10 protein-coding genes are annotated in these 13,861 nt (G+C 45.9%); 7 read left to right on the top strand and 3 right to left on the bottom strand.

Features of this window, described 5'->3' with window-relative positions:
• The first annotated feature begins 304 nt into the window (after nucleotides 1-304).
• The 7 genes from RID53_RS11445 (at nucleotide 305) to RID53_RS11415 (ending at nucleotide 9,352) form a co-directional block, all read left to right on the top strand.
• Complete coding sequence (locus tag RID53_RS11445; RefSeq protein ID WP_446388249.1) at nucleotides 305-868, top strand: Uma2 family endonuclease; 564 nt, start codon at nucleotides 305-307, stop codon at nucleotides 866-868.
• Between the two features lie 190 nt (nucleotides 869-1,058).
• Nucleotides 1,059-1,688, top strand: a complete 630-nt coding sequence (locus RID53_RS11440; RefSeq protein WP_446388220.1) for a chemotaxis protein CheB — start codon at nucleotides 1,059-1,061, stop codon at nucleotides 1,686-1,688.
• 81 nt (nucleotides 1,689-1,769) lie between these two features.
• On the top strand, nucleotides 1,770-3,641 hold the full coding sequence (locus RID53_RS11435; RefSeq protein ID WP_446388248.1) for a CheR family methyltransferase: 1,872 nt from the start codon (nucleotides 1,770-1,772) through the stop codon (nucleotides 3,639-3,641).
• A 112-nt stretch (nucleotides 3,642-3,753) separates the two neighbouring features.
• A complete protein-coding gene (locus tag RID53_RS11430) occupies nucleotides 3,754-5,034 on the top strand; it encodes a PAS domain-containing sensor histidine kinase (protein WP_446388219.1) in 1,281 nt (426 codons plus the stop codon).
• 257 nt (nucleotides 5,035-5,291) lie between these two features.
• Nucleotides 5,292-6,563 carry an ATP-binding protein gene (locus RID53_RS11425; protein WP_446388218.1) on the top strand — a complete coding sequence of 424 codons (1,272 nt, stop codon included), beginning with the start codon at nucleotides 5,292-5,294 and terminating at the stop codon, nucleotides 6,561-6,563.
• 191 nt (nucleotides 6,564-6,754) lie between these two features.
• Nucleotides 6,755-8,242 carry a DNA methyltransferase gene (locus RID53_RS11420; protein WP_446388217.1) on the top strand — a complete coding sequence of 496 codons (1,488 nt, stop codon included), beginning with the start codon at nucleotides 6,755-6,757 and terminating at the stop codon, nucleotides 8,240-8,242.
• Nucleotides 8,243-8,257: 15 nt separating this feature from the next.
• Nucleotides 8,258-9,352, top strand: coding sequence for a hypothetical protein (locus RID53_RS11415; protein ID WP_446388216.1), 1,095 nt, complete (start codon nucleotides 8,258-8,260; stop codon nucleotides 9,350-9,352).
• 387 nt (nucleotides 9,353-9,739) lie between these two features.
• Here the strand turns inward: RID53_RS11415 and RID53_RS11410 are convergent, their stop codons facing one another.
• From RID53_RS11410 to RID53_RS11400, 3 genes are all read right to left on the bottom strand, one after another.
• The gene (locus RID53_RS11410) at nucleotides 9,740-10,768 is read right to left on the bottom strand and encodes an aromatic ring-hydroxylating dioxygenase subunit alpha (protein WP_446388215.1); all 1,029 of its coding nucleotides are present in this window, start codon (nucleotides 10,766-10,768) and stop codon (nucleotides 9,740-9,742) included.
• Nucleotides 10,769-11,031: 263 nt separating this feature from the next.
• Complete coding sequence (locus RID53_RS11405) at nucleotides 11,032-11,622, bottom strand: type IV pilin-like G/H family protein (protein ID WP_446388214.1); 591 nt, start codon at nucleotides 11,620-11,622, stop codon at nucleotides 11,032-11,034.
• A 155-nt stretch (nucleotides 11,623-11,777) separates the two neighbouring features.
• On the bottom strand, nucleotides 11,778-13,733 hold the full coding sequence (locus RID53_RS11400) for an FAD-dependent oxidoreductase (protein WP_446388213.1): 1,956 nt from the start codon (nucleotides 13,731-13,733) through the stop codon (nucleotides 11,778-11,780).
• Nucleotides 13,734-13,861: the final 128 nt, after the last annotated feature.

Raw genomic sequence — 13,861 nt, 5'->3', positions numbered from 1 at the left:
TGAAGTTTTGTTTTTTAAGGTAAGTTAGGTTTTTCCTGTCAATTTTTCCACCAAACGCTTCAACATCCTAAAATCACGTCATTCCACCTCGCCAGACGTCGAAAAAATAAAAGACTACAACCATACCCCAATGACCCAATTTCGGCACTGGCGAGAGGGGCATATTTGACAAAAAAACAATTTGATGATACATGGAGTGTGGAGAAGAATTGCACCGTTATATAGGACGGAATTTTCTGCGATCGCGTCCCTCTTGGGTCATGCCTCAACTCCAACGTCATCAACAGCCTCTTATATAACGGATATGACAACGGTACTGAATTTAGACCCAATTACCACCCTGACAAGGGAACAGTTTTTTCAACTGTGTCAGGCGAATCCGGATGTACCGCTAGAACGTTCATCAACGGGAGAATTAATTATCGTGACACCTATCGGGGGTGAAGGGGGCAAACGTGAGGCAAATCTGATTATTCAGGTGGGGATTTGGAACCAACAAACTCAGTTAGGTGTGGTGTTTAGTTCTCAAACTGTATTTAGTTTACCTGGAGGAGGCGATCGCTCTCCAGATGTGGCTTGGGTAGAATTAAGCCGATGGCAAGGATTGAGTCAGGAGGAACGGGAGGGATTTCCGCCAATTTGCCCAGATTTCGTGATCGAATTGCGGTCTCGCACAGATCGATTAAAGCCACTTCAGACCAAAATGTTGGAGTATTGGGCGAGTGGATTGCGGTTGGGTTGGCTGATTAATCGTAAGGATCGGCAGGTGGAAATTTATCGTCAGGGACAAGAGGTGGAAGTGGTCAGAATGCCTGTAGTGTTGTCGGGGGAGGATGTTTTGCCCGGATTCACGTTGGAGGTGAATTAAACCCGATTGTCGGCGCACGTAGGGGCGCACTGACGTGCGCCCTTTGCCAACGTGCATTCGTGTCATTGTGTAGGGGTTTGGTCACCAAACCCTGACTAACGTGCTGGATTCACCATAACCTCTGACGTCGCCCCGATATTGCCAAAATCGGTACACTGAAAGCGTTAACCTTATATGTCAGTGCTACCCTATGACACAACCCCAGGTCGATCAACACAGCAATCCCCCCCCAGCCTTTGCCAATACCGCCTTTGATGTCGTCGCCATCGCCGCATCTGCTGGGGGACTAAAGGCGCTATCTGAGGTTTTATCCCATCTACCGACTGACTTTCCAGCAGCCGTTCTGATTTTACAGCATCTTGACCGCAGTCACCGTTCTTTAATGGCAGAGATACTCCGCCGACGGATTTCTTTGCCGATTAAGCAGACGGAGGATGGAGACAAGCTGAATCCGGGAGAAGCCTATATTGCTCAACCGGATTATCATGTTTTGGTCAACTCTGATGGTACGCTTTCCTTAACGCAGTCACCTATAGTCAATTTTGTCCGTCCCTCAGCAGATTTACTGTTTGAGTCGCTGGCAAATAGTTACCAAAATCGGGCAATAGCTGTGATTTTAACCGGGACAGGGAAAGATGGCACAAAAGGAGTGCAGGCGATCGCGAAAATGGGCGGTATGGTGATTAGCCAAAATCAAGAAACGTCGGAACACTTTGGTATGCCCCGTTCTGCCATTGACACCGGGATCGTCAATTTGATTTTACCGTTACCCGAAATTGCTGAAACACTCATCCAACTTGTAAAAAAAGGTAGAAGATAGACTATTTGAATATTTCTGGAATTTGCTATTTACTTTTTATCTTTAACTGTTGCTTTTATAATAAGTAATAAGTAATAAGTAATAAGTAATGACCAACAACAAGAAGAAAATCGAATTTTTGAATCCTTACTGGAGTACCTAAAAGAAACACGCGGCTTTGATTTTACAGGCTACAAACGCTCTACACTCAAGCGGCGGGTAACCCGGCAAATGCAGTCGCACAATATCGATAACTTTGGTGATTATCTGGACTACCTGGAAGTTCATCCGGAAGAATTTGAGTCCCTGTTCAATACAATTTTAATCAACGTTACCGCATTTTTCCGGGATACCGACGCCTGGAACTATTTGCACGATCAAATTCTGCCGCAACTGTTGCAGCAAAAGGATGAGCGAGAGCAAATCCGTGTCTGGAGTGCGGGGTGTTCATCGGGGGAAGAAGCCTATTCTATCGCCATACTTTTGGCAGAAATCATGGGGTTGGAGCAATTTCGCCAACGGGTTAAAATTTATGCTACGGATGTAGACGAAGAAGCTTTGGATCAAGCGCGTTGGGCACGCTATACTTCCAAAGCCTTAGAAAACCTGTCTGAGGAATGGCGACAGTGCTATTTTGAACAAGTTAACAATCAGTATGTATTCCGATCTGATATTCGCCGGGTGGTGATTTTTGGTCGGAATGATTTGGTTCAAGATGCGCCAATTTCCCGACTGGATTTACTGATTTGCCGCAACACACTGATGTATTTTAATGCGGAAACTCAGAAACGGATTTTGGCACGGTTTAACTTTGCGCTAAAGGAGAATGGCACTCTATTTTTGGGCAAAGCGGAGATGCTGCTAACCAATAGCAACTTGTTTAGACCTGTGAATTTACAGCACCGCCTCTTTACCAAAGTAGCCAAACCGAAACTAAGCGATCGCCTGCTGATGTTCGCCCAAGCTGGAGATAAAGAATCGAGTGCGCGTCTGTCTGAGCGGGTGCGGCTACAAGAAGCAGCGTTTAATACCTCACCCATTGCCCAAATTATTGTTGATGTCAATGGTTACTTAGTGTTGGCAAATATGATCGCCCGGTCAATGTTTGATATCAAACGGCAAGATCTGGGCAAACTGTTTCGAGATTTGGAACTTTCCTACCGTCCCCTAGAACTGCGGTCTATCATCGATGATGTCTATCGCGATCGCACGTCGATTACGATTAACGATGTGGTGCGGGAGGAGTCCAATACAACTCAGTATTTGGATGTGCAAATTACTCCTTTAAAGGAAAATGTCAATGGTGAGCAGTTGTTGGGAGTGAGTATTTCTTTTCATGATGTCACTCGCTACAACCAGTTATACAATAAATATAAAACATCCTCCCAAGAACTGGAGACGGCGAATGAGGAACTCCAGTCGAGTAATGAGGAACTAGAAACGACAAATGAAGAATTGCAATCCACCAACGAAGAACTAGAAACGACGAACGAAGAATTGCAATCCACGAACGAAGAACTGGAGACAATGAATGAAGAACTCGAATCGACCAATGAAGAATTGCGGACGATGAATGATGAATTGCGCTTGCGGACGGATCAAGTCAACCAAGTCAATGCCTTTTTAAATTCAATTCTAGAAAGTTTCCAAATGGGGGTGATTATTGTAGACCGCGAATTTAAGATTATCCGTTGGAATGAATATTCCGAGGAACTTTGGGGACTACGCAGTGACGAGGTAGAAGACAAATCTCTCCTCAGTTTAGATATAGGCTTACCTGTGGAACAGTTGCGCGAACCAATCCGTAACTGTTATCAGGGCGAGGTCAATCATCAGACAATCATGGTGGATGCGATTAATCGCCGAGGTCAATCCATTCAATGTCAGGTTACGTTCCACGGCTTGAAAGGGATAGAAGAACAATTACACGGCACGATTATATTGGTAGATGAAGTGAATCAAGAAGATGGATGAGGGGTGACATTGGTGTCAACTTAAGCTCAACCCCTCACCCATGCAACAAAAGCGAAGCATCCTTCGTGAACGAAAGATAAGATAAGTGTAAACCTGCCCTTACCCAATCCCCATGATTAACCTAAACAAACCGATTCAACTCTCCCAACAACGCCTAGAATCCTTTTTGAACCGGATCAATCAAGCGACAGTTAATCCCGAAATCCTCTCAACGATTCTAGAGGAGTTTTCGATCACATTAGAGGAATTCGATCAGCAACAGCAGGAGTCAGTCACCAGAAATAACGCCAGCGACAGCGAACTCCAGCACTACCGAGAGTTATTTGAATGCACCTCAGAAGCCTACTTTGTGACGAATCTGACGGGAGAAATTCATACCGCCAATCCAGCCGCCAGTATTATGTTGAACATCTCGCCAACCTATCTTATTGGCAAACCACTAACTGTCTTTGTCGCTGAATCTCACCGCAAAGCCTTTCGCAACCAACTGCAACAAGTGAGAACATCCTCCCAGTCGATGGGATGGGACGTGCAGCTACAGCCTCGCCACAGAGAACCCTTTCCCGCCGCGATCGCGGTTTCTCCCATTCGCGATAATCATCGTAATCTAACCGGATTGCGCTGGTTAATCAGCGATATCAGTCAGCGCCAGCAAGCCGAAGCCTTGCGCCAGGAATTAGCCGAACAACACGAACTCAGCGAACTCAAATCCCGGTTTCTCAGTACCGTCTCCCACGAATTCCGCACCCCGCTAACCACGATTCTCTCCTCTAGTGAAATGCTAGAACGGTATAGCGATCGCTTGAGTCCAGAACGAAAAGCCGTACATTTCCAGAAAATTAGCCAATCGGTCGATTATATGACCCAGTTATTGGAAGATATCTTAATCTATAGCAAAGCCGACGCCGAAAAACTAGAATTTAATCCCACCGTTGTCAATTTAAGCGAATTCTGTCAGACTTTAGTCGAGGACTTGCACCTAGAAGCCGCGAATCAAGAACGGATTCAGTTTAAGTGTAACGATGATAACATTTGCGGCAATTTTGACCCCAAACTGCTGCGGCAAATTCTGAGTAACTTACTCACCAACGCCCTGAAATACTCACCCAACGGTGAACCCGTCGATTTTGAACTGAATCGTGAGGAGAATCAAGCTATACTATTAATTCGCGATCGCGGTATCGGCATTCCCGCCAATGACCAAGTGCATTTGTTTGAACCCTTCCATCGCGCCCAGAATACAGGTACAATAAACGGAACAGGATTAGGACTCGCGATCGTCAAAAAAGCCGTGGATTTACATCAAGGCATGATATCTGTCCAAAGTGAGATTGACATTGGTACGACATTTACTGTCAACTTACCGCTCCTGAATAATGCCAAAAAATTCTAGTCTGGATACGACTTGTCGTATCCAGACTAATCCTGATATAACTGTTTTTAGATAGTCAGACAAACAGATTCCTCTTTTTTCAACGCAATTATCAATAAAACCTTGCATTAACCCTAGATAAAACTTAATAACCTAGACACCCCTGATGTGATGGAGAAAATGATGAATCCTAACCAATCCGCAAAAAAAAACTAAATTTATCCTCAGACACCTTAACCGAAGCCATTAACCAGCATATTCACCAAGCCCAGGAACGCTTGACACAGGCTCAATCTGAAGCTGACATTTCACCCGATGAATGCTCAATTCAGCTAGCCGAAACCGTTACTGAACTATCCACCACCCTAGAAGAATTACAAGCCGCCGTCGAAGAAATCCAAGAACGAAACGAGGAAATCTCCGCAGCGCATCAAGCCACAGAAGACGAACGCCGAAAGTATCAAGAACTCTTTGAATTCGCCCCCGACGGCTATTTCATCACTAACGCATCCGGTATAATTCAAGACGCCAACCAAGCCGCCGCTACCCTAATGAATATAGATAAGCAGCGTCTCATCGGCAAACCCCTGGCTGTGTTTATTGCTGATACAAGCAAACGCACCTTTCGCACCCAACTCAACCGACTCACCCACTTATCCTCCCCCGACTTTCCCTCCACCCTACTCTACCGAGACTGGGAAATATTCATTAAACCGCGCCAGAGTGAACCCTTCCCGGCGGAGATTTCCATCTCAGCCATTCTCAACCCCCAATCAGAAATCGTGGGATTGCGCTGGTTAATTCGGGACATGACCTATCGCCATCAAGCCGAAAGCCTACGCCGAGAATTAGAAGCCGAAAAAGAATTCAGCGAACTCAAATCCCGCTTCATCCAAACCGTCTCCCACGAATTCCGCACCCCCCTGAACATGATTTACGTCTCCGCCCAACTCCTCGCCCGTTCTCACGACGGCTTAACCGAAGAAAAATGCAATCAATTACTGCAACGAACCGATAAAGCTGTGCGGCGAATTACCAAAATACTCGATGACGTTCTCGTCTTCAGCAAAGCCAGCGCCGACAAACTCGAACTCAACCCCACATTACTGGACTTAGAACAATTCTGCGAAACCATCATCGAAGACTATCAAGTCATCGCCGGTAGCAGCAAAACCCTACAATTCAACGCCCCCGGAACCAAGCACAGCGTTTGCCTCGACGAGAAACTCCTCTATCAAATACTCGGCAACCTCATATCCAACGCCATCAACTATTCCCAGCCCAACAGCACCATAACCCTCACCCTAACCTACCCAGATCATACAGTATGCTTTCAGATCCAAGATCAAGGAATCGGCATACCCAGAGAAGACATTCCCCGACTCTTTGACCCCTTCCACCGGGCGAGAAACGTCAGCAACCTACCCGGAACCGGACTGGGATTATCCATCGTCAAAAAAGCGATCGAAATTCACGGTGGAACCATCAACGTCCACAGTGAAGTCGGCATCGGCACAACCTTCACCGTCACCCTACCGTTAGGTTCGTAGTTTGGGCTTTAGCCTATCAACGTAACGCTGAGCAAACTATCTTGTAAAATAATCAAACCTCCCCCACCCCTACATTCATCGTTCGTAGTGTGGGCTTTAGCCCATCAACGCAACGCCGAGCAAATTATCCTGTAAAATAATCAAACCGCCCCCAACCCAACCCCAAAACCTGATAAAACCAAACAAACCGAGTGTACAAACAACTAACCCTAGAACTTACCAACAATCCCGAACCATCCCCCCAAACCATCACTCATCCCACTGGATATTCAGGCTGGTACAGACTACACAAATACTGGGGGAAAAAACCCCACGAACCCCTCGCCCTCGCCATCCAACAACTCACCCAAGAAAACGATATCATCCTAGACCCCTTCGTCGGTTCCGGCATAGCCGCCCGTGAATCCCGGCTGCGGAATCGCCGTTTCATCGGAATAGACATCAACCCCATCGCCACCGAACTCACCAAACTCCTTATCTCCCCACCCGATTACCCCCTCATCCGCCAAGCCTTCCTATCCCTAGAAAAAACCCTCAAACCCCAAATCAACCAAACCTATCAACTCAACGATGGAAGAATCGCATCCCACTATCTTTGGCAAAACAACCAATTACGTCAAATTTGGTTATCCGGAAATCGTAGCACCAGCCGCCTTGAACTCCCCCCCACACCCGAAGACCTGAAACTCATCGACACCTTCTCAACCTATCAAAGCCAAACCATTCGTCCCCCTAAATTCTTCGCCAACAGCCGCATCAACGCCACCCCGCAACTCTCCCTATCCGACCTAATCACAGGTCGCGCCCAACATAACCTGGACTTAATCATAAACCAAATTAACCAACTTCCCCAAGCCGCCCAACCCGCGATGAAGCTATGCCTAACCGCCGCATCGGGACAAATGACTAAAATGGTATTCGCCGTTACAGGCAGAGGCAAAACCAACGGAAACCCCGCCAAAAAAATAGAAGTCGGGAGTTGGGTAATTGGCTACTGGCGACCCCCATTACACTTTGAAGTAAACGTTTGGAACTGTTTCGAGCGGCGCGTTATCAAACTCTTAAACGCCATCAAAAACGGTGATCCCTTACAAGGCAGCACTATTAGTGAAACTCTCGATCAATTCTACCAAAACAACGCAGAATGTAGCATTATCTGCGCCCCTTGCCAAGCTGAATTAAAAAAACTGCCAGAGAAATCAATCAACCTAATTATAACCGATCCTCCACACAGCGATCGCATTCCCTACCTAGAACTCAGTGAACTGTGGAATAGCATCTTAGGAATTGAACCCAACTTTGACTCAGAAATCGTCATCTCAAACGCCAAAGAACGCGCCAAAACCGCCACCCTCTACAATCAAACCATGAGCGCCTTCTTTGCCGACTGTTCATCCATCCTGCGAGACGACGGCTTCCTCGTCCTAATTTATAATGCCAGACAACAGAAAAGCTGGGCATTTATCAAACAACTAATAGATGGTTCCGAACCATCATCAACTCTCAACTATCTAGGACAATTCCCCTGTAACTATTCAGCCCGTTCCGTTGTCCAAGATAACCGAAAAGGGAGTCTCAAGCATGACATTGCCCTCGTTTTCGGCAACCCTAACGCTAATTTAAACAAAATTTCGCAATTAAAAACCATTCACGGTTGGTCAGATACTTTTCCCCATTAGTCAAGAATTAACCCGATGGACTTTGAGACAGCACAAGCCTGGTTTCGAGACAATCGCATCAGAGAATTATCCCAAACCAATGACGGACTCCGTTTTCTTAAACTACGTTCCTTATCGCGCCGTGAACACTTATACCAATTATTCGCATCCGCAGATTTAACCCCCCAAACAACCTCAGCACGAGAGTTATTGAAAGAAGCATTTAATACCACCTCTATTAATGACACCATTATTAATTCTACCATTCAACAAATTTACGCCTCAGAGCGAGAAACACGCCGTCAACAAGAGCCAGAACTCGTTAATCAACTCTATCGTCTAGAGAGTTTCGACTGGGGTGGACTGCATCAAAATAGCCTGGAACGAACAATTATAGACAACTACGTTAAAAAAATCCATAACTATGATCACCTCTCAAACAGTATCGAGAATGAGCTTCACTATAGTATGCGAGGTTACGTTTTATGTTCATGGTATAACCATTGGACATCAATCATAATCGAAGATATTTTTCGTGATCATGATAAAGTATTACCTGCGGTAGGATTAATCAAAAAAATAGACTTTTTTATAAATAATGTTCCCTTTGACCTGAAAGTCACTTATTTTCCTGAAGGATACATCAAACAGTGCCGTCGTTCAGAACAAAAGCGTCCAGAACTTACACTATTGAAACAATGGGCGCGTCAGCATCAAGTCACATTCAGCAGGAATATTCCTGACAGTCAATTACTCTCAGACTTATGGAAAAAAGCCAGTGATTATCCGTCAGAAGACGCCCAAACCTTACTCTCTGAACTCACTAATTTTCGGGAACAACTGATTCAAGAAGCACAGACAAATCCAGTTAATCTAATCAAATGGCTATACGAAAATCAAGGTATCCGTCGATTTGACGCCTCGAATCGCTTGTTCTTAGTTCTGATTGACCCCTCAAATTTCTTTCAATCCTGGAAATTGAAACGCGCCAAACCGCTTCTCGACGCTAGAATAACAGCTTACTTAGATAAAATCTCTTCATCTCCCGGACAAACCCTAAACTTCATCTGGGAAGGAAAAAACTACACAGTCATATCAGACGCGATAATTATTACTAAACCGCCAGGATAATGTCGTTCGTAGTTTGTAGTGTGGGCTTCAGCCCATCAACGCAACGCTGACACCACCAACGTAAAATATACATTCAACCTTAAAAAAGGGCGGGTTTTGCCACAAAGATTATCAGCAAGATTCACAATTAAATCCCTAAACCCGCCCCTACAAATTACCCTGCTTTCGCATCAACCCTTGCACAGTCACCAACTGTTCCTTAACAAAGGGCGGGTTTTGCCACAAACATTATCGGTGAGATTCCCAATTAAATCCCTAAACCCGCCCCTACAATTCACCCTGCTTTCGCATCAACCCTTGCACAGTCACCAACTGTTCCTTAACCAAGGGCGGGTTTTGCCACAAACATTATCAGCAAAATTCCCAATTAAAACCCTAAACCCGCCCCTACAAATCGCCCTGCTTTCCCATCAACCCTTGCACAGTCACCAACGCCCGATTCAACTCATACCCCCTCCCTTCCGGATGCGCCAAATACGCCAACTGTTCCTCCTCAATCATCTGCACATCCTGACGCACCAACCCATCCAACAACCCCTGCGCCGAACCAAATAAACTCTCCTTAATCCACCGCCGAAACCAAATCGGTAACTTATGCAACCGCCAAAACGCATTCAGCGACGTAAAATGAACCAAATAAGCACGAGTCTGCCGTAAATTCACCGGACACAATAAACAATAAATCCTAAAATCTTCCCCCAAACTCGACACCCAATGGGGATAAACATAACTCACATCCAACGGTTCCGGATGCAAACGCCGCAGCGCCGGAAAAAACAACTGAGAAATCGACCAAATTTTATCAATTTTATAATAACTCTGCGCCTGATAATGAGCATCCACCCGATGTTCATCCTCATCAATATCCACCAAAACCGGATCAGCCCACGCTTGCCAATCCTGATGTAAATGCCCATGATACATATCCATCAAATTCTCAATTAAAAATGAATAATGGGCATTACAGTCAATTCGAGAAACCGTAGCAATATAATTCAAATGCTCCCACTCCGGGAGTCCCATCGGTTGTCGAATGTTCCTATCACCCTCCCCTGGAAACAGCCAAATAAACCCATCCTTTTCCCGCACCGGATAAGCACGAATTGCACAACTCGGCAATTTTTGATTTTCGGCTAAATAGGGAACAAAAACACAAGTTCCCGTTGACTTAAACTGCCATCCATGATAGGCGCATTCCAACAAATCCCCCTTAACTTGACCATGACTCAATTGCACCTGGCGATGGGGACAACGGTTTTCTAAGGCATGAATTTCACCCGTACTATCGCGAAAAATAACAATATTTTGATGCCAAAGGGTTACGCCGATAGGTTTAGATTTAACCTCATCGCTACGGGCGACAACATACCAATGATTGAGATTAATTCCGAGTTGGCGAACGTCTAATTTGGTCATACTAAGTCATAATTCAATTGTAGTTATAATTTAATTGTAGGGGCAAGTTTAGGAATTGTAGGGACAGATTTAGGAATTGTAGGGACAGATTTAACCATTGTAGGGGCGGGTTTATCCATTGTAGGGGCGGGTTTAGGAATTCAACTCAGCTATCTCACCAATAACGGAACAGCAAAACCCGCCCTATCTCACCAATAACGGAACAGCAAAATCTTTTACCATTGAATCGGGCGCACGTCGGTGCGCCCCTACGGTGTCACACCCTATAATATTCTGTCCCGATCAAAATCCGTTAACGCATGAGAACCAAAGGGACATAATATCCCCGTAGAAGCAAACGTCGGCGCAGTCGGAATCACAGGCGGAGAGGTTGAAGGCAAATTCGTCTCACAAATCCCCCCGATCCCCTTAAGAATCTCACCCGACGATACCACAAACGCTGCCCCCGCATAACTTTTTAATCTCGGATCTTTGGCTTGGGCAATCATAATCATACCCTGAAGCGGATTCTTTGCAGGTAACATCAAATAGCGATAATTCTCCGTTTCCTGGAACCCCGCCAAATTTAACTCAGTTAAACTTGTGGCAAACTGAGAATACTCCAGAAAATAATTGAATTGCGCCAAATTCACCGCATTTAAATATTCTTGCACCTCCCCTTGCAGCGCCAAAGCTGCGGCTGTTTGGGGAATGTAGGAAGGCGATTCCTGCGCCTGTATTGTTGGCGAAAATCCTGCTAATAAACTAATCAGTCCTAATTTCGCGATCGCACCTTTAATCATAGCGTGTTCCTCTTCATTGGGGATAGGGGAAGTCAGGGCGGGTTTTGTTGATACGTTATCGGTAATAGTCACGATTGAATCCCTAAACCCGCCCCTACAATTATCTGTACTGTTGGTGAGATTCCTGTTTAAGGCTGGTGGGTTTCGACTTCGCTCAACCCACCCTACGGTGTATCAAGGGTTTCTGAGGAATGACGAATGACAAATGACAAATGACAAATGACGAATCATATTGAAAAAATGCCTTCTGGATTCACCGATAACAACGATCGCCGTTGCAATCCTTCCCGGTGTATAATCCCATTCGCCGCCAGGAATCCACTACTTACCGCCCGTTCCATTAAGCCACAGGGAAAGGGCATTTTTACCCAGTCTCCAGCAAAAAATAGATTGGCTACCCCCGAATCGGTTTCTGGGCGTTCCTGATAACTCCCCGGCGGATAACCGGAGAAGTTTTTCTGATTCACTAACTCCCGATGTAACATCGTCGCCGTTTGTAATTCTGGCACTATTTCATAGAGTTCCTGTGCAAACGTGGTTAATAGAACCTGCTGATTGGGAAACTCGTCTTCTTTATAACAGTAAGCATGTAACTCTACCACACTTCCCCCCGTCTTTTTATGCCACTGAATATAATCATCTTGGATACGATGATACAGCGTAATACTATCCGTGAGACGATAACCAGACAGAGAAGTAAAATTACTATGATCCCAAGCAAAATCCCGATCAAACCAAAATCGGGCAACCGCAAAGGGATCAGCCACGGCTAATTGTTCCACCTGAGTTAATACTTGGGAATTCACCTCCCCTTCTGCCAATTTAAACAAATGTTGAACACCGGGAACATCCGTAGCAAAGACATAATAATCCGCCTGAATCGTTTCCGTAGCTACCTGGGATGACTCTGGAGTCGAAAGTCCCACCAGTTGCACCTCATCCTCTTGGCGTTGCATCAGGTTAAACCGAGGTAAATCCCGTTTCGCCGGACCCGCAATCACCTGCCCTTGGGAATTATAAACCGCCCCATGGCAGGGACAAATAAACTGACCATCCCCTTGGCGTTGTACCGTACAGCCTTGATGGGTACAAGTTAGAGAAATCGCTTGATTCTCCTCTGGAAACAGGGCAAACATCGCATCCCCCGCCCCGTAATAGTCCACAGTCTGATCAGATTCATCAGTTTCCATCCTGCGATTCCGCTTCACCCAAAACGGCACCGAAGGTTGAGTATTTCCCGACTGATACCCAATCGCATGAATCTGCCCATTTTGCCAATTAATGCTACTCACCGTGGCATCTGTAACAATCGTTCCCTGCCGATTTTGAATCGCCTGGGCAATCGGTTCCACCAAACTCCTACCCATATCCTGGCGCGTCCCATTAAACGCCAATCCCTCCGGATTACCAAAAAAATAAAAGTGGAAAAACTGCATTAATTCGCCCACACTCAGCACATCCGGCGCATTCAGACTGGATTTAGCAAAGGGTAAAAAATACAGATCATAAAGCCCTTGGGGAAACTCACCCTTTACCCAATCCGCAACCGATAAATGATCCAACCGCTGAAAACTATCGGGGATTTGGAAACCGCCAATTTCCCGAAACACCTGCCAATGTTTCAGCTTGGTCAAATTAATCCCCCAACGCCAGCGATTGGAAGACGCGATCGCTAAATCGACTACATTCCAGGGAAAAGCAGAACGACTAGGGCGAAAGACTTCCGGCTGATACCGATTATCCCGAAAAACCACCGAGTAAAATTCCAGGGAACGGAAGTGATCCTGGATGTCTAACTCAGCCACCAACCGATTCAAATTATAATAATGCGGGAAAAAGCCATGGAACCCATGTTCCATCCGCAGGGCGTGATCGCCCACCTGAATTTGCCAACTGGCAATCTTACCGCCCAATTGAGGCGATCGTTCTAATAAAGTGACATCAAAGCCGCGTTGACTCAACTCATAGGCACAACTAAGCCCCGCCAATCCCGCACCTACAACCACCACCGATTTCGGCTGAGTCAGGGTTCGGGGTAAATCCAGGGTATCCGGCTGAATAACCGTCGGTTGCGGTTTCGCCCAGCGAGAATATCCGATCACACTACCCACCCCAGCCACACCAATCAGTTTCAGGGCGGTGCGTCGGGAAAGGTAGAATCGGTTTAATTTGTCATTGGTCATTGTTTAAAACACTGATTTCACGGATTTATTGGAGAGATGGGGGTAGGGAGGTGAGAGGTTAGTCACACACTGATGACACTGACAGGTTAGTTCTCGCATTTAGAGAGGATAATAATGAAACCCGCCCC

Source organism: Coleofasciculus sp. B1-GNL1-01, from assembly GCF_040220235.1.
In the GTDB taxonomy this organism is placed as follows: domain Bacteria; phylum Cyanobacteriota; class Cyanobacteriia; order Cyanobacteriales; family Coleofasciculaceae; genus Coleofasciculus.
This window is presented reverse-complemented; position numbering and strand designations above follow the sequence as displayed.